This window comes from Streptomyces sp. NPDC044003 (assembly GCF_056435185.1).
The window spans coordinates 654,964-681,550 of record NZ_JBWKFA010000001.1 but is presented as its reverse complement, the minus strand read 5'-3'; the positions used below and the strand labels follow the sequence as shown (position 1 = coordinate 681,550).

Below are 26,587 nucleotides of genomic sequence, written 5' to 3'. Positions count from 1 at the left end.
GAACTCAGAAACGGCCTCCGCCGCCCAGCCGGCCGCGCGTGCCGCTGCCGCCGAAGCTGCCGGGCCCGCCGCCGAAACCTCCGCCCCCGATGCCGCCCCCTCCTCCTCTGCCCGACCCCCCGCCGAACAGTCCGCCGAGGATGATGCCGCCGAGCACCGCGCCGCCGAGCCCGCCGCCACCGCTTCCTCCCACTCCTGTTACACCGCCCAGGCCGTTCGGGTTCCCATACGTGCGGACGTCCTGCTCGGCGAGGTCCTGGGCGCGCCGCGCCAGCGCGTCCGCCTGCTGCGCCTCCACCAGGGCCGTCTGCGGGTCGTCCGCCGCCGTGAGCGCCCTCGCCTTCTCCCAGCGGCGCTGGGCCTCGGCAAGGCGCGTACGGGCCTCACTGCCGACCGCGCCCCGGTGCGTGGTGATGTAGTCGGAGGCCGCCCCGATCGTCGAACGGGCCGTCAGCATCACCTGGTCGAGGAGCGCGCGGGCGCGGCGCGCACCCGATTCGCGCTCCCGCGCGCCTTCCAGCGTCTCGTCGAGCGCCGCGTCGGCCTCCTCGACCCGGCGCAGGGCGTCGATCGGGTCGTACCGCCCGGCGTCCACGCGCCGCCGCACCTCGGCGGTCACCGACTCGGCGCGGGCGATCCGGCCCTGGAGGTCGGCCGTGGACACTCCCTCGGCCGTCCCCTTCAACAGCCCACGGGCCTCCGCCAGGTCCGCGTCCGTCTCCGCGAGCGCGCCCGTCAGCTTCCCCACGGCCTCGGCCAGCTCCTGCGCCCGCCGGTCCACCGCCTCGATCAGCCGGGCCGCCTGGTCCACCGCGCCCTCGGCGGCCCGGATGTGCAGGGCGGCCCCGCCGTTGTCGCCGGCGTCGATCTGCTGGCGGGCCTGGTTGACGTGGGTCGTCGCGAAGACGAGGCGGTCCTTCGCCTGCTCGACGTCGCCGGCGACCGGCGCGGCCGCCGACTCGGCGTACCGCTCGCGCATCGCGGTCAGCGCCGCCTCGGCGGTCCCGATCCGTCCGGTCTGCTCCCGGAAGGCCGCCTCCACGACGGCCAGCGCCTCCGGGGCCGTGCGCTCCAGGGCCCGGAGCCGGTCGAAGTCCTCCGTCTCGGCGTCGAGGCGCGCGTTCGCCTCGGCGCAGCGGCGGAGGATCTCCTCCAGCATGCTCCGGCGGGTCGAGTCGTCCTCGGGGAAGGAGTCGTCGAGCTTCTGCCGCAACCGGAAGGAGGCCGTCAGCTGTTCCTCGGCGAAGTCGACCGCCTCGGTGAAGGGGCGCACCGCCTCCTCGCCGAACTGGGCCGACGCGAAGCCGAGTTCCTCCTGGCTGGTGCGGACGGCGTCGTCGGTGGCGACCAACGTCCGGCGGGCCTCCCCGTCGAGCTCGGCCAGGGACGGTGGCGCGGTCTCCTTCGGAGGGCCCCAGCCCTGCCCGCCGCCCGGCGTGGTGCGGGTCTCGGTGCGGCGCCGCCGTTTGGTGTACGCGTAGGCCGCCACGGCCCCCGCGCCGCCGACGAGCACCAGGGGCAGGACGAGGTCGGTGGCCGAGGTGCCGTCGTCGGCCGGGGCGCCGGGATCGGCGGGGCCGGGGGTGATCGCCGGAGCGGGGACGGGCTGCCCCGCGAGGACGGCGTCGTAGCCGTTCGCCGCGCCGATGGCGGCGCCGGCCCAGTCGTTCTGCCGGAGGGCGGGTTCGATCGCGGTCCGGGCGACCTCGTCGAGCTGGGCCTGGGTGAAGCGGGAGCCGGGGTCGGCCGCGTAGCCGTACTGCCGGTCGTGGGTGGCGACGGCGAGCAGCACGTCGTCGAGGCCGAGCGCGTTGCGTTCCGCGGTGGCGTCGGCCCAGTCCTGGCCCGAGCGCCCGGAGAAGTCCCGTACGTAGACGACGAAGAGCTGGACGCGCCGGTCGTCGTAGAGCCGGTCGAGGGCCTGGACCACGGAGCCGCGGCGGTCGCCGAGGGCGTCCACCCGGTCGGTGATCTGCCCGTCCCGGGACAGGACGACGGGGTCGTCGGCGTGGGCACCGTGTACGGCGGGCACGAGGAGCCACCACGCCGCCACCAGCATCGCGAGAAGGGATCGGGTGGCTATTCGCGTCACAAAGGGGAGGCTATGTCCACGTATGTCTGCCCGCGACCGGACCTGTGCCGCCTGAAACCGTCCCCCTCGCCCGAGCGTGACTGTCCGTAGCCACCGCTACGGTGGTCTCCAGTGACGCGACGGCTCTTGGGGGGCTCGGGTGGACGGACGGCTGAGGCGTGTGTGGCGGCGGGGGCGCTGGTGGGTCCTCGGCCTCGTCCTGCTGCTGGTGGTGCCCCCGCTCTTCGGCGCCCTGGCCCTGCGCGTCAGCTACACCGGGGACCTCAGGGACGACGCGAGGACCCGCGGCAAGGACGCCTTCTGGATCGGGCACGCCTGGGTCGACGGACGGAAGAAGGACGCCGACCTCGCGGCCCTCGCCGCACGTCTGAAGGACAGCGGCATACGCGACCTGTACGTGCACGCCGGGCCCCTGGAGCACGACGGCACCCTGCCGGCCGCCAAATACCCCCGCGCCGAGTGGCTGATCGACGGGGTGCACCGCACGATGCCCGGGATACGGGTCCAGGCCTGGCTCGGGGACGTCCTCGCCACCGAGGGGCCCGTGGGACTGCGCCTGGAGGACGCCGGGTCACGCCGGGCCGTGGTCGGTTCGGCCCGGCAGATCCTCGACGCCGGATTCGACGGGGTCCACTTCGACCTGGAGCCGCTGCACTCCGACGACCGGGACTACCTCTCCCTCCTCGACGGCCTCGGGGAGCTGACCCGGGCCCGCAAGGTCCCGCTCTCGGTCGCCGCCCACCAGATCGACCCGCTGCCGGGCGCCCACACGGCGCTCGGCGCGCTCAGCGCCGACGGCAGCGAGAAGTGGTGGTCGCAGGAGTTCTTCGGCGAGGTCGCCCGGCGCGTCGACCAGGTCGCCGTCATGTCGTACGACACCTGGATGCCGCTGGAGAGCCTGTACGGCGGGTACGTCGCCCAGCAGACGGCCCTCGCCCTCGAAGTGACGCCCGAGACCACGGACCTGCTCATAGGCCTGCCGTTCTTCCACGAGGACGACCTCGGCCACCACGAGGACGCGGAGACGGTCGCCGCGGCGGTCAAGGGCGCGCGACTCGGCCTCGGCCGCACCGACCCCGGCCGCAAGCGGTTCGGCCTCGCGCTGTACGTCGACTTCGCGGCGGAGGAGGGGGACTGGGCGGCCTACCGCGCGGGCTGGCTCTGACGTGGTACAGGATGGGCCGGGCACGGCCGGACCAGGGCCGTGACCAAGGGGGGGATGACGACATGACCAGCCGTCTGCTGATGCCGGTCCGCACGCGTGATCTGGAAGCGCCCGCACAGGAGGTCCCCGGGTCCACCCGGGCCACCGCGATCCTGGACCTGGAGCATTCGCTCGTGTCCGCGCTCACCGCCCGGGTGCTGCGCGAGGCCGAGGCGCGCGGGGCGGTCACCGACCGCGCTCGGCTCCAGGTGGCGCACGGCATCCTCGTCACCGCCGTGCGGCCCGTGTACTCCGTCGAGGACCGGCGCCGGGTGTCGCGCACGCTGCGGCTCGGCCGCGGCTCGTGCAGCCAGCGGATGGCGGTCCTGGAGGCGGTGGCCCGGTCCCTCGGCGTGGCGACCCGGGTGCGCGGGCTGCTCGTCGACGGCACCTTCTGGTACCCGAGGTTCCCGAAGCTGCGCGCGTTCGTCCCGCAGGAGGTGCTGCTGGCCTGGCCGGAGTTCCTGCTGGACGATGTCTGGGTCCCGATCGCCGAGCTGTTCACCGGACTCGTCCCGGCCGACCCCGCCGGGCACGGCGGCGGGTTCACCAACTCCGGTGCGGAGACGCTCTTCGAGGCCGTCGCCCGGACCACCGTCGACTGGGACGCGCCCGCCGCGTGCGCCGGCTCGGCCCCCTGCGACCTGTCCGCCCACCTCCGGACGGACCTCGGCCGCTTCTCCTCGCGCGACGAGCTGTTCGACCTCCACGGGCAGACCATGTGCCGCACCGCCCGCACCTTCGCCGAGCCGGTCCTCGGCCGCTGGAGCGCGGGCGCGGCGTCCGGCGTCAGGTCTTCCGCCGCCTGATCGTCTTCCCGAGCCAGACGAGCGGGTCGTACTTCCGGTCCACGACCCGCTCCTTCAGGGGGATCAGGGCGTTGTCGGTGATCCGGATGGACTCCGGGCAGACCTCGGTGCAGCACTTGGTGATGTTGCAGTAGCCGAGGCCGTGCTCCTCCTGCGCCGTCCGCCGCCGGTCGAGTCCGGCCTCCTCGGCCGCGTCCAGGGGGTGCATGTCGAGCTCCGCGACCCGCATGAGGAAGCGGGGCCCGGCGAAGGCCTCCTTGTTCTCCTCGTGGTCGCGCACCACGTGGCAGGTGTCCTGGCACAGGAAGCACTCGATGCACTTCCTGAACTCCTGCGAGCGGTCCACGTCCTCCTGCTTCATCCGGTACTCGCCGGGGCCGAGCCCGGCGGGCGGGACGAACGCCGGGATCTCCCGGGCCTTCGTGTAGTTGAAGGAGACGTCCGTGACCAGGTCGCGGACGACGGGAAAGGCCCGCATGGGCGTCACCGTGACGACCTCGTCCCGCGCGAAGACCGACATCCGGGTCATGCACATCAGCCGGGGCCGGCCGTTGATCTCGGCCGAGCACGACCCGCACTTGCCCGCCTTGCAGTTCCAGCGCACCGCCAGGTCGGGGGTCTGGGTGGCCTGGAGCCGGTGGACGATGTCGAGGACCACCTCGCCGTCGTGGACCTCGACGGTGTAGTCGGTCAGCTCCCCGCCGTCGGCGTCGCCCCGCCAGATCCGGAAGTGGGCCTGATACGTGCTCATGCGTCCAGCTCCTCCTCCGCCAGGTACTTCGCCAGCTCCTCCTTCTCGAAGAGGGCGAGCAGATCGGGCCTGATGGGCTCGGTCCGGACCCGCTCCAGCTCGATCCCGCCCCCTCCGGAGGCCCGGCACAGCAGGTTCACCGGGCGCCACGACCGCTCCATCGCCGGACGGTCCTCGCGGGTGTGCCCGCCCCGGGACTCGGTGCGCTCCAGGGCGGCCCGGGCCACGCACTCGCTGACCAGGAGCATGTTCCGCAGGTCGAGGGCGAGGTGCCAGCCGGGGTTGAACTGCCGGTGCCCCTCGACCGAGATCCGCCCGGCCCGCTCCCGCAGCGCGGCGATCCGCTCCAGGGCCTCGGCCATCTCGCCCTCCCGCCGGATGATCCCGACGAGGTCGTTCATCGTCTGCTGGAGCTCCTGGTGGAGGGTGTACGGGTTCTCCGCGGCACCGTCCCGGAACGGGGCCAGCGCCTCCGTCCCGGCCGCCGCCACCGCCTCCTCGCCGACCTCGGAGGGCGTGGCCCCCACCGCGTACTCCGCCGCGTGCAGACCGGCCCGCCGCCCGAAGACCAGCAGGTCGGAGAGGGAGTTCCCGCCGAGCCGGTTGGATCCGTGCATGCCGCCCGCGACCTCGCCGGCCGCGAAGAGCCCGGGCACCCCGACGGTGGACGCCGTCTCCGAGTCGACGGCGACACCGCCCATCACGTAGTGGCAGGTCGGCCCGACCTCCATCGCCTCGGCCGTGATGTCGACGTCCGCCAGCTCCTTGAACTGGTGGTACATCGAGGGCAGCCGCCGCTTGATGGTCTCCGCCGGCATCCGGGTGGACACGTCCAGGAACACCCCGCCGTGCGGGGAGCCGCGCCCCGCCTTCACCTCGGCGTTGATGGCCCGGGCCACCTCGTCGCGCGGCAGCAGCTCGGGCGGGCGCCGGTTGTGCTCGGGGTCCTCGTACCAGCGGTCGCCCTCCTCCTCCGACTCGGCGTACTTCTCCTTGAAGACGTCGGGGACGTAGTCGAACATGAAGCGCCGGTCCTCGGAGTTCCGCAGCACCCCGCCGTCGCCGCGTACGGACTCGGTGACGAGGATCCCCTTCACCGACGGCGGCCAGACCATGCCCGTCGGGTGGAACTGCACGAACTCCATGTTCACCAGGGGCGCCCCGGCGAGCAGGGCGAGGGCGTGGCCGTCGCCCGTGTACTCCCAGGAGTTCGAGGTCACCTTGAAGGACTTGCCGATGCCGCCGGTCGCCAGGACGACCGCGGGCGCCTCCAGGACGAGGAAGCGCCCGCTCTCCCGCTCGTAACAGAAGACCCCGGCGACCCTTCCCTCGGCGTCCTTGAGGATGCGGGTGACGGTGAACTCCTGGAAGACCTTCAGGCGCGCCTCGTGGTCGCCGGTCTCGCGGTGGTCCTCCTGCTGGAGCCCGACCACCTTCTGCTGGAGGGTCCGCAGGAGTTCGAGCCCGGTGCGGTCGCCGACGTGCGCGAGCCGCGGGTACTCGTGGCCGCCGAAGTTGCGCTGGGAGATCCGGCCGTCCGCCGTGCGGTCGAAGAGCGCGCCCCAGGTCTCCAGCTCCCAGACCCGCTCGGGCGCCTCCTGGGCGTGCAGCTCGGCCATCCGCCACTGGTTGAGGAACTTCCCGCCGCGCATGGTGTCCCGGAAGTGCGTCTTCCAGTCGTCGTGCTCGTTGGCGTTCGCCATGGAGGCGGCGATCCCGCCCTCGGCCATCACCGTGTGCGCCTTGCCGAAGAGGGACTTGCAGATGACGGCGGTGCGCGCGCCGGCCCGGCGCGCCTCGATCGCGGCCCGCAGCCCGGCGCCGCCCGCGCCGACCACGACCACGTCCCACCGCTGCCGTTCCATGGAGCTCACAGGACTCATGTCAGAAGAACCTCGGGTCGTCGAAGGCGCCGGTGGCGAGCAGGTACACGTACAGGTCGCAGGCGGCGACGCTGATCAGCGACGCCCAGGCGAGTTGCATATGACGCCGGTTCAGGCGCCCCACCCAGGTCCACAGCCGGTAGCGGACGGGATGCTTCGAGAAGTGCCTCAGGCGGCCGCCGACGATGTGCCGGCAGGAGTGGCAGGAGACGGTGTACGCCCAGATGAGGACGATGTTGACGAGGAAGATCAGCGTCCCGAGCCCGGCGTGGCCCCACGCGTAGTCGGCGTTCCGGAAGGTCAGCGCGGTGTCGTACGTGAGGATCCCGGCGACCGGCACCGCCGCGTAGAAGAAGTACCGGTGGAGGTTCTGCAGGAGCAGCGGGAAGCGGGTCTCGCCGGTGTACGTGCGATGGGGTTCGGCCACCGCGCAGGCCGGGGGAGCCGCCCAGAACCCCCGGTAGTACGCCTTGCGGTAGTAGTAGCAGGTCAGCCGGAAGCCCAGCGGGAAGACCAGGATCAGGAGGGCGGGGGAGAGGCCCCACCAGCTGCCGAAGAGCGCCCAGTTCGGCCCGCCCCGCATGGGGACGCAGTTCTCCGCGAGGCAGGGCGAGTAGAAGGGCGAGACGTAGGGGGCGGCGTAGTAGTCGGCGTTCGCGAAGGCCCGCCAGGTCGAGTACGCGACGAAGGCGAGCAGTCCGGCCGCGGTGGCGGCGGGGGAGAGCCACCAGCGGTCGGTCCGCAGATGGCGGGCGGCGATGGCGGCGCGCCCCGGGGAGCGCACCCCCGTCGCCGCATCGGGGGGTTCCGTACCTGTGGCCAACAGGGCCTCCTCGGCTCTACGGCGCGTGGTGGTCGCGTGCTCCCAGGCCTTCGTCGTCGACGTCGGTCCACTTCCCGGCGTCGTACGGGGTGTCGGGGATGGTCACCATGCTCTCCGCACGGCCGGCGGTCGGTGCGGAAGGCGCGCCCCGCTCCGTCCCGACGCGGCGCTCCAGTTCCTCGACCGTGTGTTCCAGGTCCTGCAAGCGGCGCTTGACGGCCGCCAGATCGTCCTGAACGGACATGGTTGCCCTCACCTTCGTGAGTGTCGCGCGTCACATCCCGCTTGGGAAGTCGTGTGCACGGGCGGTTGGGCCGCACGAGTGGGCTTTGCCGGTCGGGCCGTCGTGTCGCCGTGGCCGGATCCGCTCCGTCCTTTTCAGTGTATGAGCAATAGGTCTGATCATCTCCAAATGGCATAAATCTGGACGAAGGGGTACAAGTCATGTCCCAGATCGGCGCCCCTCGCGGGAGGACATGCTCCAGGAGCCCCCGCTCCCGCACGCTCCGCTCCGTCGCCACCCTCACCAGCGCGGTCCTCGCCGTCACCGTCCTCGCCGGCTGCAGCTCCGGCGACGACGCCGACGAGACCCCGGCGGCGGCCCAGGACAACGCGCCCGCGCCCCGCGACCGGGTCGCCGACGGGGGCACCCTCCGCTGGGCCGTCGACGCGCTGCCCACCACGCTCAACGCCTTCCAGGCCGACGCCGACGGCACCACCGCGCGCATCGCCGGAGCCGTGCTCCCCTCCCTCTACACGATCGACGAGCGGGGCCGGCCCAGGCTGAACCCCGACTACCTGGAGTCCGCGCAGGTCGTCGAGACCGAGCCCAAGCAGGTCGTCCTCTACAAGCTCAACCAGCAGGCGGTCTGGAGCGACGGGCGCGAGATCGGGGCGGCCGACTTCGTGGCCCAGTGGCGCGCCCTGAGCGGCCGCGACACCGCGTACTGGACCGCCCGCAACTCCGGCTACGAGCGGATCGAGAAGATCGAGCGGGGCAAGAACGACCTGGAGGTCCGGGTCACCTTCGCCAAGCCCTACGCCGACTGGCAGTCCCTCTTCACGCCCCTCTACCCCAAGCAGGTGATGGGCTCCCCGAACTCCTTCAACGACGGGGCGCGCACCACCCTCAAGGCCACTGCAGGACCGTTCCTGCTGAAGGCGGTCGACCGGAAGGGCGGAGACGTCACCCTCGCCCGCAACCCCCGCTGGTGGGGGCAGCAGGCCAAGCTCGACAGCGTCGTCCTCAAGGCCGTCCCCCGGGCCGACCGGGCCGCCGCCCTCGCCGCCGGCGACCTCGACCTGGCCGAGATCGACCGGTCCGTGGCCGAGCGGATCTCCCTCGCCCTCCGCGACGCCCGCGCCGGCCGGAACGGCGCCCAGGCCGCCCTCGCCCACGGCCCCGGCTCCGCGATCACCCCCTCCAAGGCCCTGAAGTCCTGGGCCCTCGCCCACGGCTCCGACGACGAGAAGGCGGCCGAGGTCAAGGCCGCCCGCCAGGAGAACCAGGAGGCGATCGCCCGGTACGCGAGCGCCCAGGACACCCTCGCGACGTACGTGGTCCGCAAGTCCCTGGAGCCCGCCTACACCCAGCTCTCGCTGAACGGCGAGTCCGGCCCGCTGGCCGACGAGCGGGTACGGCGCGCGGTGGCCCGCGCCATCGACCGCCAGGAGCTCGCCGAAACCGTCCTCAAGCCGCTCGGCCTGCCCGCGAAGCCCCCCGGCAGCCACCTCGCCCTCGCCGGCCAGGCGGCGTACGCGGACAGCAGCGACGCGCTCGGCGGCCAGGACACCGAGGAGGCGCAGGCGCTCCTCGCCGACGCGGGCTGGGTCCCCGGCGGCGCGCTCCACAAGCCCGCCGGCACCAAGGCGGGCAGCGAGGCGGAGAAGAAGGAAGCGGAGAAGAAGGAGGCGGAGAAGAAGGCCGCGGAGAAGGCCAAGAAGGGCGAGGGCTCCACCGACGCCAAGAAGCGGGCGAGCGACACCGCCTCCGACGAGGGCCTCTACATCGTCGGCGACGACAAGCCCGGCGACCGCCGCGCGGTCCCCGCCCCCGCCATCGGCGCGAACGGCCCCGAGAGCGGCACCGACACCCTCGCGCCGGCCCCCGCCGCCGCCCGCCAGAGCGCCGCGCTCCTCGCCCGCGCCGAGGCCCTCGACACCGGCTCCGGCGCCGCCCGCGCCGCCCAGAAGGCCGCCAAGCCCGACCAGGGGGTGGCCGGGGCCTACGCCCCGCGCGGCACCGCCGCCCCCGTGACGGCTCCCGACGCCGCCCAGGCCCTCGGCAAGGACGGCAAGGCGCTCAGCCTCCGCTTCGTCCTGCCGTCCGGGCCGGGCTCCGAGTCGCTGCGGGCGGTCGGGGACCGCATCGTCCGGATGCTCGACGCGGTCGGGATCCGCACCGAGGTCGTCAAGGTCTCCGACGACAGCTTCTTCAAGGACCACGTGGCCTCCGGCGACTACGACCTGGCCCTCTACTCCTGGCCGGCCTCCGCCTTCCCGGCGACCGACGCCCGGCCGATCTTCGCCAAGCCCGAGCCCGCCTCGGACGGCTCGCTCCTGGTCGAGCAGAACTACTCCCGGGTCGGCACCGACCGTATCGACCAGCTCTTCGACCAGGCGGCGGGGACGCTCGACGAGGAGGAGGCCCGCGATCTCGTGCGCCAGGCCGACGCCCGGATCTGGGCCGCGGCCGGCTCCATCCCCCTCTACCAGCGCCCGCAGCTCGTCGCCGCCCGCGCCGATCTCCTGAACGCCGGCGCCTGGGGTCTCGCCGCTCCCCGCTACCAGGACATCGGGTTCAAGAAGCCCGAAACGACCAAGGGTACCCAGCGAAACCACTGAAAGTGCAGGTCACAACCTCAGAAGCAGCTCAAGTTCCTTGCCCGCCGGAGACCCCGGCGGGCAGGATCGCGTCGGCCCCTTGACCCGGCCCGCATGACTTTCCCCACACCCTGAAACCTCCCAGTAGACCCTCTCGGATCCAGCCGGGGAAGCCCCTTGCACGGCAGCCCCGTACCATAGGACATAGCCGTGGCGCGTCCGCCCGGCGGGCGTACGAGGAACTGACGCCGCATCCCACGATCCGAGAGAAGCGCAAGCACCCATGCCCACGCGCCACGACATCCGTAACGTCGCCATCGTCGCCCACGTCGACCATGGCAAGACGACCATCGTCGACGCCATGCTCAAGCAGGCCGGTGCCTTCGCCGCCCACCAGCAGCTCGACGACCGCATGATGGACTCGAACGACCTGGAGCGTGAGAAGGGCATCACGATCCTCGCCAAGAACACGGCGGTGAAGTATCACCCCAAGGACGGCGGGGCCCCGATCACGATCAACATCATCGACACCCCCGGCCACGCCGACTTCGGTGGCGAGGTCGAGCGCGGTCTGTCGATGGTGGACGCGGTCGTCCTCCTCGTGGACGCCTCCGAGGGTCCGCTCCCGCAGACCCGCTTCGTGCTGCGCAAGGCCCTCCAGCAGCGCAAGCCCGTCATCCTCTGCATCAACAAGACGGACCGCCCGGACTCCCGGATCGACGAGGTCGTCAACGAGACCTACGACCTCTTCCTGGACCTGGACGCCGACGAGGACCAGATCGAGTTCCCGATCGTCTACGCCTGCGGCCGTGACGGCATCGCGTCGCTGACCAAGCCGGAGAACGGCACGGTCCCGGCGGACTCCACCAACCTGGAGCCCTTCTTCTCCACCATCCTGGAGCACGTCCCGGCCCCGTCGTACGACGAGGAGGCCCCCCTCCAGGCGCACGTCACCAACCTGGACGCCGACAACTTCCTCGGCCGTATCGCGCTGCTCCGCGTCGAGCAGGGCGAGCTGCGCAAGGGCCAGACGGTCGCGTGGATCAAGCGGGACGGCACGATCTCCAACGTCCGCATCACCGAGCTGATGATGACCGAGGCGCTCACCCGCAAGCCCGCCGAGGTCGCCGGCCCCGGTGACATCTGCGCCGTCGCCGGTATCCCCGACATCATGATCGGCGAGACCCTGGCCGACCCGGAGAACCCGATCGCGCTCCCGCTGATCACGGTCGACCAGCCGGCCATCTCCATGACCATCGGCACCAACACCTCGCCGCTCGTCGGCCGCGGTGGCACGGGCAAGGGCGCGGACGCCAAGTCCGCGGTCAAGCAGCGCAAGGTCACCGCCCGCCAGGTCAAGGACCGTCTGGACCGCGAGCTGATCGGTAACGTCTCGCTCCGCGTCCTCGACACCGAGCGCCCGGACGCCTGGGAGGTCCAGGGCCGCGGTGAGCTCGCGCTCGCCATCCTGGTCGAGCAGATGCGCCGCGAGGGCTTCGAGCTCACCATCGGCAAGCCGCAGGTCGTCACCAAGGAGGTCGACGGCAAGACGCACGAGCCCGTCGAGCGCCTCACGGTCGACGTCCCCGAGGAGCACATGGGCGCGGTCACGCAGCTCATGGGCGTCCGCAAGGGCCGCATGGACAACATGTCGAACCACGGCTCCGGCTGGGTCCGCATGGAGTTCGTCGTTCCGTCCCGTGGCCTCATCGGCTTCCGTACGGAGTTCCTCACCAACACCCGCGGTACGGGCATCGCCCACTCGATCCACGAGGGCCACGAGCCGTGGTTCGGCACGCTGACGACCCGTAACAACGGCTCGCTGGTCGCCGACCGCGCCGGTGCGGTCACCGCCTTCGCGATGACCAACCTCCAGGAGCGCGGCGTCCTGTTCACCGACCCCGGCACCGAGGTGTACGAGGGCATGATCGTCGGCGAGAACTCGCGCTCCGACGACATGGACGTGAACATCACCAAGGAGAAGAAGCTCACCAACATGCGCTCCGCCTCCGCCGACTCCTTCGAGGCGATCGTCCCGCCGCGGAAGCTCTCCCTGGAGCAGTCCCTGGAGTTCTGCCGCGACGACGAGTGCGTCGAGGTCACCCCGGAGGCCGTGCGCATCCGCAAGGTCATCCTCGACCAGAACGCCCGCGGTCGCGCGTCTTCCCGCGCCAAGAACGGCTGAGTAAGGTCGCATACGGCCGAGGACGGCGGGGTAGATCACGGTTCTGTGATCTTCGCCGCTCTCGGCTGACATGACGTCAGCACCGGAGCCCGGGCCCCCACAGGCACTGTGGGGGCCCGGGCTTTTCGTCAAGTCTCGTCAACTCGGTTTCAGAGGCCGAGTGTCCGCATATCGGCGATCGCTCTCCGGTACGTGTGTTAACAGTCCGTTTCGGGCGTGTCTGTCTGTGCTCATTTTGTCCGGATTTCGGTATCCGAGGCCCCGGTGATGTTGTCAAAACGAGACCGCTTAAGTGTGGTTTACAGCCCGGACGTACTTAATAGTTGGCTCCATTGAGCTCGGGTCAATGGGTCACGCACTGTGGGGAGTGCCGACTCACGAGCACACTCGGGGCACTTGAGTCCAAAGCCGTCAGGGGTGTCGGCGAAACTCGGAGTGCCTCTCTTGTAGTGACAAAGTGGACTCATGAGGAGGAACCCATGCGCGGTGCCAAGAGCGCCAAGTGGGTAACGGGCGCGATCATCGTTGCCCTTGCTGCGACCGCCTGTGGCGGAGGTAAGAGCGACGGCGGCAACGACGCCAAGGGCGCTGTTGACCCGAACGGAGTCTTCTCCATCGAGCTCGGCGAGCCGGAGAAGCCCCTGCTCACCGGTGACACGATGGAGTCCAACGGCTCCGCCGTCATGGCCGGCCTGTTCTCGACCCTGGTCGACTACAAGGCCGACGGCTCCCTGGAGATGATCAACGCCGAGTCGGTCACCACGACGGACTCGAAGACCTGGACCGTCAAGCTCAAGCCGGGCTGGACCTTCCACGACGGCACCCCGGTCACCTCCAAGTCCTTCGTGGACGCGTGGAACTGGAACGCCAGCCTGAAGAACGCCCAGGGCCTCGCTTCCTGGTTCGCGGACATCAAGGGCTACGACAAGGTCCACCCGGACGCCGAGGGTGCGAAGCAGACCGCCGACAAGCTGGACGGTCTGACCGTCGTCGACGAGAACACCTTCAAGATCGAGCTCACCAAGCCGGTCCCGTACTTCGCGCACAAGCTCGCGTACATCGTCTTCGCGCCGATGCCGGAGTCCTTCTACAAGCTCGACGCGAAGGCCCGCGGTGCGGCCCCGGTCGGCAACGGTCCCTACAAGTTCAAGAGCTGGGACCACAAGAAGAAGATCGAGATCGCCCGCTTCGACGGCTACAAGGGCCCGAACAAGGCGAAGAACGGTGGTGTGATCTTCAAGAACTACACCACCCTCGAGGCCGCGTACGAGGACCTGAAGTCCGGCAACGTCGACGTCCTGCGTCAGATCGCGCCGAAGGACCTCCCGGTCTACCGCCAGGACCTCGGCGACCGCGCCGTGGACCAGCCGTACTCCGCGATCCAGACCATCGCCGTCGCCTTCTACTCCGACCAGTGGAAGAAGCCGAAGCTGGTCGACCCGCGCGTCATCCAGGGTCTGTCCATGGCGATCGACCGTGCCACCATCACCAAGACGGTGCTGAACGGCACGCGTGAGCCCGCGACCGGCTGGGTCGCGAAGGGCGTTCTGGGCTTCCAGGCCGACGGTGGTGCCGGTGTCACCACGTACGACCCGGCCAAGGCCAAGGAGCTCATCAAGGCCGGTGGCGGCGTCCCCGGCGGCAAGATCTCCATCCAGTACAACGCCGACGGCGGCCACAAGGAGTGGGTGGACGCTGTCTGCAACTCCATCCAGCAGGCCACCGACGTCCAGTGCGTCGGCGACGGCAAGCCGGACTTCCAGGCCGACCTGACCGCTCGTAAGACCAAGCAGGTCAAGTCGCTCTACCGCTCCGGCTGGGTGCTCGACTACCCGGTGAACGCCAACTTCATCTCGGACCTGTTCCGCACGGGTGCGGGCGGCAACCAGGGCGACTTCTCCAACAAGGAGCTGGACGCCAAGATCGCGAAGGCCGACTCGGCCGCCACCCTTGACGAGTCCGTCAAGGCCTACCAGGCGATCGAGAAGGACCTCAAGAACTACATGCCGTCCATCCCGCTCTGGTACTACAAGGTCAACGCCGGCTTCTCCGAGAAGGTTTCGGGTGTCGCCTACGGCCAGGACGGCGACCCGATCCTGACCGGCGTCGAGGTCAAGAAGTAATCACCCGAGCGTAGTCCGCACACCGTCACGGGACTGACGGATCGTCAGTCCCGTCTCGGTGCCTTACGCAGCGGCTGGGGGGCCCTTCCACGACATCAGCATGCCCGGATCCGGGCATGCTGTCGGGGGAGGGCCCGTCGGTTGCGCTGACACATCTCAACGGAGGCATGATGGGGCGTTATGTCGCACGACGACTGCTCCAGATGATCCCGGTTTTCCTCGGGACAACCCTGCTGATCTTCGCCATGGTGCACGTCCTGCCCGGTGACCCCGTGCTGGCGATGTTCGGTGACAAGGGCGCCGACCCGGCGACGCTCGCCGCGAAGCGCCATGAGCTGGGTCTCGACAAGCCGGAATGGCTGCAGTACATCTACTACATGCGGGACATGATCCTGCACCTGGACTTCGGTACCCAGATCCGTAACGGACGGCCGGTCACCGAGGTGCTGGGCGACGCGTTCCCCATCACCCTCCAGCTTGCCGCCCTGGCCTTCGCCATCGAGCTCGTCTTCGGCATCGGCCTGGGCATCATCGGTGGTCTGCGCGCCGGCCGCCTGGCCGACAACCTGATCCTGATCTTCACCCTGCTGATCATCTCGATCCCGGTCTTCGTCCTCGGCTACATCATCAAGATGGTGTTCGCCTTCAACCTGGGCTGGATCGCGCCGAACGTCAGCACCGAGCCGGTCCTGAGCGAGATGATCGCTCCGGCCATTGTGCTCGGCGGTCTCTCCCTCGCCTATGTGGCACGGCTCACCCGTACGTCCATGGCGGAGAACCTGCGCGCCGACTACATGCGTACGGCCGTCGCCAAGGGCCTGCCGCGGCGCCGCGTCATCGGCGTCCACCTGATGCGCAACTCGATGATCCCCGTGGTCACCTTCCTCGGCACCGACATCGGCGCCCTCATGGGTGGCGCGGTCGTCACCGAGGCGATCTTCAACATCCACGGAATCGGCGGCGTCATCGCCGAGTCGATCTCCCGGCGCGAAGGTTCGACCCTGGTGGGCCTCGTCACCATCCTGGTGGTCGTCTACCTCGTCACCAGCCTGCTCATCGACCTGCTGTACGCGGTCCTGGACCCGAGGATCCGGTATGCCTGACGTGACCAAGACCGCCACGGCCGTCGAGGACGCCGTCGCCACCCCCTCGGTGGACGCCTCCGCGCCGGCGGCGAAGCAGGAGAAGAGCCGCAGCCTCTGGGGCGACGCCTGGGCCGACCTGCGCCGCAACCCGTACTTCATCGTCTCGTCGATCCTGATCGCACTGCTGCTGCTGATCTCGGCGTGGCCGGGCCTCTTCACCAGCGCGTCCCCGACCGCCGGTGACCTGGTCCACCACTTCCTGAGCAAGCCCGAGCTGGGCAAGGTCGGTTCGGCCGAGTGGCTGGGCTACGACCAGCAGGGCCGCTCCGTCTACGCCCGACTGATCCACGGCACCCGCGCCTCGGTCACCGTCGGCATCGCGGTCACCGCGATCGTCACCGTCCTCGGTGGCGTGATGGGCATGATCGCGGGCTACTTCGGCGGCTGGGTCGACACGGTGCTCTCCCGGCTCACCGACATCTTCTTCGGCATCCCCTTCCTGCTCGGCGCCATGGTCGTCCTGCAGTCCTTCGTCGAGCGGACCGTCTGGGTCGTCGTCTTCGCCCTCGCGTTCCTCGGCTGGACCCAGATCACCCGCGTCATGCGCGGTGCCGTGATCACCGTCAAGCAGGCCGACTACGTCCACGCGGCGAAGGCCCTCGGCGCCGGCACGACCCGGATTCTCTTCCGGCACATCCTGCCGAACGCCATGGCCCCCGTGATCGTCGTCGCGACCATCGCGCTCGGCGGCTACATCTCGGCCGAGGCCACCCTGTCCTTCCTCGGACTCGGCCTCGCCGCCCCGACCGTCTCCTGGGGTGTCGACATCTCCGCCGGTGTCGCTCAGATCCGCATCGCTCCGCACGTCCTGCTGTGGCCGTCGATCATGCTGAGCCTCACCGTCCTGGCGTTCATCATGCTCGGCGAAGCCGTCCGCAACGCCCTCGACCCCAAGCTGCGCTGAGGAGGGCGTACCAGATGAGCATCATCGACAAGACCGCGGCCGTCCCCGCGCCGCGCGGCGGTTCCGACCACACCGGTCCGCTGCTCGAAGTCAAGGACCTGCACGTCGAGTTCCACACCCGTGACGGTGTGGCCAAGGCGGTCAACGGCGTCAACTACTCGGTGAACGCCGGCGAGACCCTCGCCGTCCTCGGCGAGTCCGGCTCCGGCAAGTCCGTCACCGCCCAGGCCATCATGGGCATCCTCGACATGCCGCCCGGCAAGATCCCGCAGGGCGAGATCCTGTTCCGCGGCGAGGACATGCTGAAGATGTCCGAGGAGGACCGCCGGAAGATCCGCGGCCGGAAGATCGCGATGATCTTCCAGGACGCGCTGTCCTCCCTCAACCCGGTCCTCACCGTCGGCTACCAGCTCGGCGAGATGTTCCGGGTGCACCACGGCATGTCCAAGAAGGACGCCACGGTCAAGGCCGTCGAGCTGATGGACAAGGTCAAGATCCCCGCCGCCAAGGCGCGGGTCTCCGACTACCCCCACCAGTTCTCCGGCGGTATGCGCCAGCGCATCATGATCGCCATGGCGCTCGCCCTGGAGCCGGACCTGATCATCGCCGACGAGCCCACCACGGCTCTCGACGTGACCGTCCAGGCCCAGGTCATGGACCTCCTCGCGGAGCTCCAGCAGGAATACAACATGGGTCTGATCCTGATCACCCACGACCTCGGCGTCGTCGCCGACGTCGCGGACAAGATCGCCGTGATGTACGCCGGCCGGATCGTCGAGCAGGCGCCGGTGCACGAGCTGTACAAGCGCCCGGCCCACCCGTACACCCGCGGCCTCCTCGACTCGATCCCGCGCCTGGACCAGAAGGGCCAGGAGCTCTACGCGATCAAGGGTCTGCCGCCCAACCTGCTCAAGGTGCCCACCGGCTGCGCCTTCAACCCGCGCTGCCCCAAGGCCGACGACATCTGCCGCACGGAGATCCCGGCCCTGGTGCCGGTCACCGAGCAGAACGGCGCGGACCTCCCGGGCCGTAAGAGCGCCTGCCACTTCTGGAAGGAGACGATCCATGGCTGACCTCAGCACGAACGACGAGGCCGTGGCCGCCGCCCTCGACGCCCCTGTGGGCCGTGGCGAGCCGATCCTCCAGGTGCGCAACCTGAAGAAGCACTTCCCGCTGACGCAGGGCATCCTCTTCAAGAAGCAGGTCGGCGCGGTCAAGGCCGTGGACGGGGTCTCCTTCGACCTCTACCAGGGCGAGACCCTCGGCATCGTGGGCGAGTCCGGCTGTGGCAAGTCCACGGTCGCCAAGCTCCTGATGAACCTGGAGCGGGCCACCGCCGGCGAGGTCTTCTACAAGGGCCAGGACATCACCAAGCTGTCCGGGCGCGCGCTGAAGGCCGTCCGCCGCAACATCCAGATGGTGTTCCAGGACCCGTACACCTCGCTGAACCCGCGTATGACGGTCGGCGACATCATCGGCGAGCCCTTCGACATCCACCCCGAGGTGGCCCCGAAGGGCGACCGGCGCCGCAAGGTGCAGGAGCTGCTCGACGTCGTCGGTCTGAACCCGGAGTACATCAACCGGTACCCGCACCAGTTCTCCGGCGGTCAGCGCCAGCGCATCGGCATCGCCCGAGGCCTCGCGCTCAACCCGGAGATCATCATCTGCGACGAGCCGGTCTCGGCCCTGGACGTCTCCGTCCAGGCGCAGGTCATCAACCTGATGGGGAAGCTCCAGGACGAGTTCAACCTCTCCTACATCTTCATCGCGCACGACCTGTCGATCGTCCGGCACATCTCGGACCGCGTCGGCGTCATGTACCTCGGCAAGATGGCCGAGATCGGTACGGACGAGCAGATCTACGAGCACCCGACGCACCCGTACACCCAGGCGCTGCTCTCCGCGGTGCCGGTGCCGGACCCGGAGGCCCGCGCCAACCGCGAGCGGATCATCCTCACCGGTGACGTCCCCTCGCCGGCCAACCCGCCGTCGGGCTGCAGCTTCCGGACCCGCTGCTGGAAGGCGCAGGAGAGGTGCTCCCAGGAGGTGCCGGTCCTCGCGATCCCGTCGCGCTTCCAGGGCGAGGACACCCCGGCCGCCCACTTCTCGGCGTGCCACTTCGCCGAGGAGAAGCAGGTCCTTTCCGTCTGATCCGATCCGTCTGATCGGATCTGCCTGATCCGATCCTTCTGATCAGGCCGGAGCCGAGAGGCCCCCGGACACCCGCAAGGGTGCCGGGGGCCTTTCGCGTTCCCGCGGGACGTCCCACGGGACGGGCGTACGGGTGTCCCGTTCCCGTCCCGCGTCCCCCGGGCCGTCCCGCGACCCCGCCGGGACGGCCCCTCCCGCCCGTACCCCTGCCTCGACCGTCGACGGCGCACCGTCCCGCCGGGCCCGTGCACGGGACGCACCCGGTCCGCCGGGACAGCCCGGACGGCGGGCGGGACTGGCAGCGTGTGCCGCGGCGCAGCTCAACTGCTGCCCGCTGCACGCCACTTGAGGATCAGGGGTCATCGTGAACGCACTCACCCGCAGACTCGCCACCGCCGGTTCGGCGCTCGCGCTCGCCGCGTCCGGCCTGCACGACCATCTGTCAGAACGACGCCCGCACCGTCGGCACGACCTCGTTCTACGGTGTGGAGCTGCGCTACAGCCCCACCTGCCGTGCGGCCTGGGCGCGCTACCCCACGTTCACGCCGAACCGGCTGATCATCTTCGTGCAGCGCCAGGACGGGAACGGGACCTACTCGGTGCACACCAGCGGCAGCTACGCCGTCTGGACCTCGATGGTGAACGACAAGGACCTCCTGTCCCGGGCCTGCGGCTACGTGGACTACAACTCCCCGTCCACCGCCGAATGCACGTCCTGGTACTAGTCGTGGGCGGCTCCGGCACGGCGTACACCGCGATGGTCGACGACAAGGACATCTACGCCACCCTCGCGACCCTCGAAACCCACTGCACCGGCTCGTACTGAGTCACCGAGTCGCCGAGTTGAGGAACCCCCCATCATGACCTCGGTCAACCAACCGATCCCCAGCCGCCGTTCCCTGCTCACCGGCGGGCTCGCGCTCGGCGCCGCGACCGTGCTGCCCCTGTGGGCGACCGGCCAGGCGCAGGCCGCGACCGGGCCCTCCATCGCGGACACCACCGCGTGGGGCGCCCGCCCGTCGAGCAGCCCGGTGCGGGTCCTGTCGACCCCGCCGCAGAAGATCATCGTGCACCACACGGACACGCCCAACACGACCGACTACTCGCAGGCCCAGGCATTCGGGCTCGCCCGCTCCATGCAGAACTGGGCGATGGACGAGCGCCACTGGATCGACACGGGCCAGCACTTCACCGTCTCCCGCGGCGCGTACGTCCTGGAGGGCCGGCACAGCAGCCTGGCCGCGCTCCAGGGCGGCACCCAGACCGTGGAGTCGGCGCACTGCACCGGGCAGAACACCGTCGCCATCGGCATCGAGAACGAGGGCACGTACATCACGGTCGACCCGCGGAGCGAGCAGTACGCGAAGCTGGTCGAGCTGTGCGCGTACATCTGCCGCCAGTACGGGCTGCGCGCCTACCAGATCTACGGGCACCGGGACTTCAACGCCACCGAGTGCCCCGGCGACCGCCTGTACGCGATGCTCCCGCAGCTCCGGCGGGACGTCGCCGCCCGCATCGGCGGGGACCCGACCGCGCCCGTGTGGCCGCTGCTGCACAACGGCGACACCGGCGACCGGGTCCGCGCGCTCCAGCGCCTGCTCGTCCGGCGCGGCGCCACGATCACCGTGGACGGCAGCTTCGGCCCGGCCACCGAGCAGGCCGTACGGGACTTCCAGACCCTCGTGACCGCGACCTCCGACGGCTACGCCGGCAACCAGACCTGGCACCAGCTGGTCGTGCCCGTACGGCAGGGCGACACCGGCGAGGCCGTCAAGGCCGTCCAGCTCCTGCTCACGGCCAAGGGCGTCCCGACCGACGCCGACGGCGTCTTCGGCCCCGGCACCCTGGCCTCCGTCGCCACCTTCCAGAACGCCGCCGGGCTGCCCGCCGACGGCCTCGCCGACGCGCGCACCTTCAGCCGCCTCCTCGCCTGACGTCCCCTCCCTCCGAGCAAGGAGAAGCCCACCACCATGTCGTCGACCATCCGGCCGTTCCGCCCCGTGCGCGGAGCGGTCCCGCTCGCGGCCCTCGCCGCCCTCGCCGCCCTGCTCGTGCTCATCGGCCTGGGCACACCCGCGCACGCCTTCTCCGGCGCGTTCGTCCCCACCCAGAGCAAGGGCAACCGGGGCTCGGACGTCACCGCCCTCCAGTACCTGCTCAACGGGCAGGGCGCGCAGCTCGGCGCCGACGGTGTCTTCGGCTCCGGCACCGACACCGCCGTCCGCTCCTTCCAGTCCTCCCACGGCCTGACCTCGGACGGCATCGTCGGCCCCAACACCTGGCGGGCGCTGACCCCGACCGTCCGGGAGGGCAGCCAGGGCGAGGCCGTCAAGGCCGTCCAGTACCTGCTCAACGCCAAGCGCGGCGCGGGCCTGAGCGTCGACGGCGCCTTCGGCCCCGGCACCGCCTCGGCCGTCCGCACCTTCCAGAGCCACGCCGGCCTCGGCGCGGACGGCATCGTCGGCCCGGACACCTGGACCAACCTGCTCTGGCACTACGAGTACGCCGACTACAACGCCGGCACCCTGTGCAACCAGAACCCCGACGGCAACGCCTCCGCCGACTGGGGCGCCGCCGCCGCCATCGGCCAGCTGGAGGCCGGCGCCCGCACCTTCGCCGCCCTCGGCCGCGGCAAGGTCCCCGTCGGCGACATCGCCTTCGAGCACGGCGGCTCCATCTACGGCCACGCCACCCACCAGGTCGGCCTGGACGTCGACTTCTGGCCCGTGCGCACCGACTCGGCGCAGTGCACCGGCTCCCGGATCACCTGGGACTCCGCCTCCTACGACCGGGGTGCGACCCGCGAGCTGGTCAAGGCCCTGCGCGCGGCCGCGCCCGGGCACGTGAAGCTCGTCTTCTTCAACGACCCGCAGCTGATCGCGGAGGGGCTGACCGTCCAGTACCCCAACCACGACAACCACCTCCACATCCGCTACTGCGAGCCGGTGCACCCGGACGCCAACTACCAGTGCTGACCCGAGAGTTCGAGGAACCCGCCATGACGCACGTGAGAAGACTGCCCGGCCTCGCGGCCGCGCTGCTCGCCGCCCTCGTCACCGCCCTGGTGGCCGGCGTCCTCCAGGCCGCCCCCGCCTTCGCGGCCGACTGGCCGCTGGTCAAGAACGGCAGCAGCGGCGTCCAGGTGACCACCGTCCAGCACCTGCTGACCGCCCGCGGCTACGCCACCGCCGCCGACGGCGCCTTCGGCTCCGGCACCGAGGCCAAGGTCCGCAGCTTCCAGAGCGCCAACAGCCTGTCCGCGGACGGCATCGTCGGCGCCGACACCTGGTCCAAGCTGATCGTCACCGTCCGCAAGGGCGACAACGGCTCCGCGGTGAAGGCCGCCCAGACGCAGCTCAACCGGTACGGCGCCGGGCTCGTCGTCGACGGCGCCTTCGGCGACGGCACCGACGCCAAGGTCCGCTCCTTCCAGTCCTCCCACAGCCTCGACGCGGACGGCATCGTCGGCCCGGACACCTGGCGCGCCCTGGTCACCGGCTCCGCCGGCGGCAGCGGCGGCAGCAGCGGCCTGCTGACCCACTCCCAGGCGGCCGCCATCTTCACCGCTGCCGGCATCACCTGGAGCTCCTCGGGCAACTGCTCCGACCGCAACAGCAGCAGCTGCACCTCCTTCGACGGGCTGCGCCAGGCCTCCGCCGACGGCGCCGTCGCGCTGCGCCGGGCGAGCAGCTGCGCCATGAACATCACGGGCGGCACGGAGACGGGCCACGCCGGCGGCACGTACAGCCACTGGAACGGCTACAAGCTGGACTTCGCGATGTCCAGCTGCCTGACCGGCTACATCACCGGGAACTTCGCGTACTCCGGCCAGCGGGGTGACGGCGCCGCCCTCTACACCGCTCCCTCGGGCAACATCTACGCCAACGAGGGCAACCACTGGGACGTGACCTTCCTGAACTGACCCGAAACCGATCCGGCGCAACCCGGACAGCGGTCGCCGAGATGCGACCCTGTCCGGGTTGCGGTGATATGGGGGCCTAAGTCTCGGCAAGACTATCGGGAGGCACTCCATGCGCGGAGCCACGCACGCCAAGTGGGCCGCACTGGCCACCGCCGTCGCACTCGCGGCGACGGCCTGTGGTGGCGGCGACAGCGGCGGTGGCGGGGGAGGGGCCGACGGCATCGTGAGTTCCTCGTGGGGCGACCCGCAGAACCCGCTGGAGCCCGCCAACACCAACGAGGTCCAGGGCGGCAAGGTGCTGTCCATGATCTTCCGGGGACTCAAGCAGTACGACCCGAAGACCGGCGCGGCCAAGGACCTGCTCGCCGAGAAGATCGAGACCACCGACTCGCAGAACTTCACCATCACGGTCAAGTCCGGCTGGACCTTCTCCAACGGCGAGAAGGTCACCGCGAAGTCCTTCGTCGACGCCTGGAACTACGCCGCCAGCCTGAAGAACAACCAGAAGAACGCCTCCTTCTTCGGCCAGATCGCGGGCTACGACCAGGTCCACCCCGAGCAGGGCGAGGCCACGGCCGAGACGATGTCCGGCCTCAAGGTCACCGGTGACCAGACCTTCACGGTCAAGCTCACCCAGAAGTTCTCGACCTGGCCGGACACCCTCGGCTATGCCGCCTTCTCCCCGCTGCCCCAGTCCTTCTTCGACGACCACGCCGCCTGGCTCTCCAAGCCCGTCGGCAACGGTCCGTACACCATCGACTCCTACTCCAAGGGCTCGCAGATGGTCCTGAAGAAGTGGGACGCCTACCCGGGCACCGACAAGGCGCAGAACGGCGGCATCACCCTCAAGGTCTACACCGACAACAACACCGCCTACACGGACCTGGTGGCCGGCAACCTCGACCTCGTCGACGACGTGCCGGCCTCGCAGCTCAAGAACGTCCAGGCCGACCTCGGCGGCCGGTACATCAACGTCCCCGCCGGCATCATCCAGACCCTCTCCTTCCCGTTCTACGACCCCGCGTGGAACAAGCCGGGCCAGGAGAAGCTCCGGCAGGGCCTCTCCATGGCGATCAACCGCCAGCAGATCACCGAGACGATCTTCCAGAAGACCCGCACCCCCGCCGTCGACTGGACCTCCCCGGTGCTCGGCGAGGAGGGCGGCTTCAAGGACATCTGCGGCGACTTCTGCACGTACAACGCGGAGCAGGCCAAGAAGCTCGTCGCCGAGGGCGGCGGCATTCCCGGCGGCACGATGACGATCTCGTACAACGCCGACACGGGCTCCCACAAGGAGTGGGTGGACGCCGTCTGCAACTCCATCAACAACGCGCTCGGCAACAACAAGGCCTGCGTCGGCAACCCGATCGGCACCTTCGCCGACTTCCGCAGCCAGGTCAGCACGCAGAAGATGAAGGGCCCGTTCCGCGCGGGCTGGCAGATGGACTACCCGCTCATCCAGAACTTCCTCCAGCCGCTGTACTACACCAACGCCTCCTCGAACGACGGCAAGTACTCCGACCCCGAGTTCGACAAGCTGGTCAACGAGGCCAACGCCGAGTCCGACACCGCGAAGGCCGTCGGGCTCTTCCAGCAGGCCGAGGGAGTCCTCCGCGACGACATGGGCGCCATCCCGCTCTGGTACCAGAACGGCAGCGCCGGCTACTCGGACCGGGTCGAGAACGTGACCCTGAACCCCTTCAGCGTCCCGGTCTACGACCAGATCAAGGTCAAGTGACGCCGTAGCAGTCCGGCGGTGTACGGCCCGGGCCGCGGATCCCCGCGCCGGGCCGTACGCCGTCCCGCAACCCACCCTTCCTGGAGGCCTCCGTGGGTCGATATGTGATCCGGCGGCTGCTGCAGATGATCCCGGTCTTCTTCGGCGCCACGCTGTTGATCTTCCTGATGGTGAACGTGATGGGCGACCCCATCGCCGGTCTGTGCGGCGACCGCGCCTGCGACCCGGCGACCGCCGCCCAGCTGGAGAAGGAGTACGGCCTCGACAAGCCGGTCTGGCAGCAATACCTGACCTACATGGGCAACGTCTTCACCGGGGACTTCGGCACCGCCTTCAACGGCCAGCCCGTCACCGAGCTGATGGCCGACGCCTTCCCGGTCACCATCCGGCTCACGATCGTCGCGATCATCTTCGAGATCGTCATCGGCATCAGCCTCGGCGTCATCACCGGCCTCAAGCGCGGCCGCCCCGTCGACACCGGCGTCCTGCTGCTGACCCTGGTCGTCCTCTCCGTCCCGACCTTCGTCACCGGCCTGCTCATCCAGTACCTCCTGGGCGTCGAATGGGGCTGGATCGAGCCGGCCGTCTCGCCCGAGGCGCCCTTCAGCGAGCTGATCGTCCCCGGCCTCGTCCTCGCCTCGGTCTCGCTCGCGTACGTCACACGGCTCACCCGGACCTCGATCGCCGAGAACAAGCGCGCCGACTACGTCCGTACCGCCGTCGCCAAGGGTCTGCCCCGCCGCCGGGTCATCAGCCGTCACCTGCTGCGCAACAGCCTCATCCCGGTGGTCACCTTCATCGGCGCCGACATCGGGGCGCTCATGGGCGGAGCCATCGTCACCGAACGGATCTTCAACATCCACGGAGTCGGCTTCCAGCTCTACAACGGCATCGTGCGCCAGAGCACCCAGACCGTGGTCGGCTTCGTGACCATCCTCGTCCTGGTGTTCCTGTTCGCCAACCTCCTGGTCGACCTCCTGTACGCCGTCCTTGACCCGAGGATCCGCTATGCCTGAGCCCTATGAGCCGCTGGAGTCGTACGGTGAGGAAGGGCGAGCGATCGCCTCGACCGGCGCCGGAGGCGCGGCCGACTTCGGCACCGCCGACGCCGAGACGCTGGAGAAGAACCTCGAGAACGGCCCCGACACCGGCCCCAACGCCGGCCCCGACGCCGGCTCCGACAAGAAGCCCCGCTCCCTCTGGTCCGACGCCTGGCACGACCTGCGCCGCAACCCGATCTTCATCATCTCCGCGCTCGTCATCCTCTTCCTGGTCGTCATCTCCATCTGGCCCTCGCTGATCGCCTCCGGAGACCCGCTCGACTGCGACCTGTCCAAGGCCCAGGAGGGCTCCCAGCCCGGCCACCCCTTCGGCTTCAACGGCCAGGGCTGCGACGTCTACACCCGCACCGTCTACGGCGCCCGCACGTCCGTGACCGTCGGCGTCCTCGCCACCCTCGGCGTCGCCGTCCTCGGCAGCATCCTCGGCGGCTTCGCCGGCTTCTACGGCGGCGCGTGGGACGGCATCCTCTCCCGCCTCACCGACGTCTTCTTCGCCATCCCCGTCGTCCTCGGCGGCCTGGTGCTCCTGTCCGTGGTCACCAGCGCCACCGTCTGGCCCGTCATCGGCTTCATGGTGCTCCTGGGCTGGCCACAGATCTCCCGTATCGCCCGCGGCTCGGTCATCACCGCCAAACAGAACGACTACGTCCAGGCGGCCCGCGCGCTCGGCGCCTCCAACTCGCGGATGATGCTCCGGCACATCACGCCGAACGCCGTCGCCCCCGTGATCGTCGTCGCCACCATCGCCCTCGGCACGTACATCAGCCTGGAGGCGACCCTGTCGTACCTCGGCGTCGGACTGAAGCCCCCCACCGTCTCCTGGGGCATCGACATCTCCTCGGCGTCGCAGTACATCCGCAACGCGCCCCACATGCTGCTCTGGCCGGCAGGCGCGCTCGCGATCACCGTGCTCGCCTTCATCATGCTCGGCGACGCGGTGCGCGACGCCCTCGACCCGAAGCTGAGGTAGGGA

Annotated in this window: 21 protein-coding genes and 1 pseudogene; 17 read left to right on the top strand and 5 right to left on the bottom strand. The window is 70.2% G+C overall.

Going from position 1 to position 26,587, the window contains the following annotated elements; translation table 11 throughout:
* Positions 1 to 4: 4 nt before the first annotated feature.
* A complete protein-coding gene (locus AC07AW_RS03105) occupies positions 5 to 2,059 on the bottom strand; it encodes a TPM domain-containing protein (RefSeq protein WP_478814377.1) in 2,055 nt (684 codons plus the stop codon).
* Between the two features lie 172 nt (positions 2,060 to 2,231).
* Here AC07AW_RS03105 and AC07AW_RS03100 point away from each other — a divergent pair, with 172 nt between their 5' ends.
* Together AC07AW_RS03100 and AC07AW_RS03095 are read left to right on the top strand one after the other, a co-directional pair.
* Positions 2,232 to 3,257, top strand: a complete 1,026-nt coding sequence (locus AC07AW_RS03100) for a glycoside hydrolase family 18 protein (protein WP_478813766.1) — start codon at positions 2,232 to 2,234, stop codon at positions 3,255 to 3,257.
* A 62-nt stretch (positions 3,258 to 3,319) separates the two neighbouring features.
* Positions 3,320 to 4,105 (top strand): transglutaminase domain-containing protein, encoded by a 786-nt coding sequence (locus tag AC07AW_RS03095; RefSeq protein WP_478813765.1) that lies wholly within the window; start codon positions 3,320 to 3,322, stop codon positions 4,103 to 4,105.
* Here AC07AW_RS03095 and AC07AW_RS03090 read toward each other — a convergent pair.
* From AC07AW_RS03090 to AC07AW_RS03075, 4 genes are read right to left on the bottom strand one after another with little or no spacing between them, the layout of a single operon-like run.
* Positions 4,086 to 4,856 (bottom strand): succinate dehydrogenase/fumarate reductase iron-sulfur subunit, encoded by a 771-nt coding sequence (locus tag AC07AW_RS03090; RefSeq protein ID WP_478813764.1) that lies wholly within the window; start codon positions 4,854 to 4,856, stop codon positions 4,086 to 4,088. The genes AC07AW_RS03095 and AC07AW_RS03090 overlap by 20 nt on opposite strands.
* On the bottom strand, positions 4,853 to 6,730 hold the full coding sequence (locus tag AC07AW_RS03085; protein WP_478814376.1) for a fumarate reductase/succinate dehydrogenase flavoprotein subunit: 1,878 nt from the start codon (positions 6,728 to 6,730) through the stop codon (positions 4,853 to 4,855). The genes AC07AW_RS03090 and AC07AW_RS03085 overlap by 4 nt, the downstream gene beginning before the upstream one ends.
* A 10-nt stretch (positions 6,731 to 6,740) precedes the next feature.
* Complete coding sequence (locus tag AC07AW_RS03080) at positions 6,741 to 7,562, bottom strand: hypothetical protein (RefSeq protein ID WP_478813763.1); 822 nt, start codon at positions 7,560 to 7,562, stop codon at positions 6,741 to 6,743.
* Positions 7,563 to 7,578: 16 nt separating this feature from the next.
* Positions 7,579 to 7,806 carry a hypothetical protein gene (locus AC07AW_RS03075; RefSeq protein WP_478813762.1) on the bottom strand — a complete coding sequence of 76 codons (228 nt, stop codon included), beginning with the start codon at positions 7,804 to 7,806 and terminating at the stop codon, positions 7,579 to 7,581.
* A 200-nt stretch (positions 7,807 to 8,006) separates the two neighbouring features.
* Between AC07AW_RS03075 and AC07AW_RS03070 the strand changes: the two genes are divergently transcribed.
* From AC07AW_RS03070 to AC07AW_RS03000, 15 genes and pseudogenes are all read left to right on the top strand, one after another.
* Complete coding sequence (locus tag AC07AW_RS03070; protein WP_478813761.1) at positions 8,007 to 10,406, top strand: ABC transporter family substrate-binding protein; 2,400 nt, start codon at positions 8,007 to 8,009, stop codon at positions 10,404 to 10,406.
* A 262-nt stretch (positions 10,407 to 10,668) separates the two neighbouring features.
* Positions 10,669 to 12,570 (top strand): translational GTPase TypA, encoded by a 1,902-nt coding sequence (typA, locus tag AC07AW_RS03065; RefSeq protein ID WP_478813760.1) that lies wholly within the window; start codon positions 10,669 to 10,671, stop codon positions 12,568 to 12,570.
* 479 nt (positions 12,571 to 13,049) lie between these two features.
* Entirely contained in the window at positions 13,050 to 14,693 is a 1,644-nt protein-coding gene (locus tag AC07AW_RS03060) for a peptide ABC transporter substrate-binding protein (protein WP_478813759.1), read from the top strand.
* A gap of 170 nt (positions 14,694 to 14,863) precedes the next feature.
* Positions 14,864 to 15,796 (top strand): ABC transporter permease, encoded by a 933-nt coding sequence (locus AC07AW_RS03055; protein WP_478814375.1) that lies wholly within the window; start codon positions 14,864 to 14,866, stop codon positions 15,794 to 15,796.
* Positions 15,789 to 16,742, top strand: a complete 954-nt coding sequence (locus AC07AW_RS03050) for an ABC transporter permease (protein WP_478813758.1) — start codon at positions 15,789 to 15,791, stop codon at positions 16,740 to 16,742. The genes AC07AW_RS03055 and AC07AW_RS03050 overlap by 8 nt, the downstream gene beginning before the upstream one ends.
* A gap of 14 nt (positions 16,743 to 16,756) precedes the next feature.
* A complete protein-coding gene (locus AC07AW_RS03045; protein WP_392150731.1) occupies positions 16,757 to 17,815 on the top strand; it encodes an ABC transporter ATP-binding protein in 1,059 nt (352 codons plus the stop codon).
* A complete protein-coding gene (locus AC07AW_RS03040; protein ID WP_478813757.1) occupies positions 17,808 to 18,893 on the top strand; it encodes an ABC transporter ATP-binding protein in 1,086 nt (361 codons plus the stop codon). Before AC07AW_RS03045 ends, AC07AW_RS03040 begins: the two co-directional genes overlap by 8 nt.
* Before the next feature lie 437 nt (positions 18,894 to 19,330).
* A complete protein-coding gene (locus AC07AW_RS03035) occupies positions 19,331 to 19,618 on the top strand; it encodes a DUF2690 domain-containing protein (RefSeq protein ID WP_478814374.1) in 288 nt (95 codons plus the stop codon).
* A gap of 135 nt (positions 19,619 to 19,753) precedes the next feature.
* On the top strand, positions 19,754 to 20,827 hold the full coding sequence (locus AC07AW_RS03030; protein ID WP_478813756.1) for a peptidoglycan recognition protein family protein: 1,074 nt from the start codon (positions 19,754 to 19,756) through the stop codon (positions 20,825 to 20,827).
* Between the two features lie 36 nt (positions 20,828 to 20,863).
* The gene (locus AC07AW_RS03025) at positions 20,864 to 21,868 is read left to right on the top strand and encodes a peptidoglycan-binding domain-containing protein (RefSeq protein ID WP_478813755.1); all 1,005 of its coding nucleotides are present in this window, start codon (positions 20,864 to 20,866) and stop codon (positions 21,866 to 21,868) included.
* A 23-nt stretch (positions 21,869 to 21,891) separates the two neighbouring features.
* A pseudogene (locus AC07AW_RS03020) lies at positions 21,892 to 22,179 on the top strand (peptidoglycan-binding domain-containing protein); the annotation flags it as partial.
* 48 nt (positions 22,180 to 22,227) lie between these two features.
* Positions 22,228 to 22,815 (top strand): peptidoglycan-binding domain-containing protein, encoded by a 588-nt coding sequence (locus AC07AW_RS03015; protein WP_478814373.1) that lies wholly within the window; start codon positions 22,228 to 22,230, stop codon positions 22,813 to 22,815.
* A gap of 109 nt (positions 22,816 to 22,924) precedes the next feature.
* On the top strand, positions 22,925 to 24,553 hold the full coding sequence (locus tag AC07AW_RS03010; RefSeq protein ID WP_478813754.1) for a peptide ABC transporter substrate-binding protein: 1,629 nt from the start codon (positions 22,925 to 22,927) through the stop codon (positions 24,551 to 24,553).
* Between the two features lie 92 nt (positions 24,554 to 24,645).
* Positions 24,646 to 25,569 (top strand): ABC transporter permease, encoded by a 924-nt coding sequence (locus tag AC07AW_RS03005; protein WP_478813753.1) that lies wholly within the window; start codon positions 24,646 to 24,648, stop codon positions 25,567 to 25,569.
* Positions 25,562 to 26,584, top strand: coding sequence for an ABC transporter permease (locus tag AC07AW_RS03000; RefSeq protein WP_478813752.1), 1,023 nt, complete (start codon positions 25,562 to 25,564; stop codon positions 26,582 to 26,584). Before AC07AW_RS03005 ends, AC07AW_RS03000 begins: the two co-directional genes overlap by 8 nt.
* The last annotated feature ends 3 nt before the right edge of the window (positions 26,585 to 26,587 follow it).